The following is a 791-nucleotide window of genomic DNA, read 5'->3' as shown; positions in this document are numbered from 1 at the left end:
GACCGCGTCGCCTGGCACCGCCACTTCTATTCCGCACGACACCTCCGCTATGGAGTGAACGTCCAGGTCCTCGCTTGTCCGTTCGTTCGGCTGTTGTGGGCAGCCCCACCACTACCGGGATCCACCCACGATCTCACCGCCGCCCGGCGAACCGGTGTGATCGACGCCCTGTCCAGCCGAAACGTAGAGACCTGGGTGGAAAAGGCATACCAGGGCGCCGGAGGAACGGTCCGGACCCCGCACAAGCGTCACCGGACACGACATCGTCTGTCGACCGGGCAGAAAGCGGTGAACCACGCTCACGCCCGTATCCGCTGCCGGGGCGAGCAAGCCGTCGCTGAACTCAAGGGCTGGCACGTGTTGGACCGGCTCTGCTGCTGCCCCCGCCGCGCAGACATCGCCATCGCCGCGATCACCATCCTGAACCGGATCGAAACCCGCCGCTGACCAGCAGAATCACGATGGAAAAGGCTGTTGGTGAACAGCTTCAACAGCCCGTCCGGGCCGGTCAACGCCAACCCCCGGGCGCGCGTCGGTCACCATCGCTGCCGCCGCGGCCTGTTCGGCCGTCAGCTCACGCCCCGGCCCGGACTCGTACTCACCTGGACTCACACGGTCCGATGTCATCACTCACAGTGCCCATCCCGCCGGACCCCCGCCCGGCGCGTCGGGCCGAAAACACCGTTCCTGGGACAAACCCTCCAGGGAGGCGACCCAGCGGGTTTAGTGCGCAGCGTGACCGTTAGTTTCTTCGTGATCATATGTTGCGGACAGGGCTGGGTGGCTGGTTA

The 791-nt window shown here is 65.9% G+C and carries 1 protein-coding gene; it reads left to right on the top strand.

The annotated features are described in order from the left end of the window. Window positions 1-447 (top strand): transposase family protein (locus D8M34_RS18470; protein WP_148113112.1); only part of this gene is annotated, 447 nt, incomplete at its 5' end. Between the last annotated feature and the right edge of the window lie 344 nt (window positions 448-791).

It is taken from the genome of Microbacterium sp. HSID17254, from assembly GCF_003989315.1.
Classification (GTDB): Bacteria; Actinomycetota; Actinomycetes; order Actinomycetales; family Microbacteriaceae; genus Microbacterium.
This window is presented reverse-complemented; position numbering and strand designations above follow the sequence as displayed.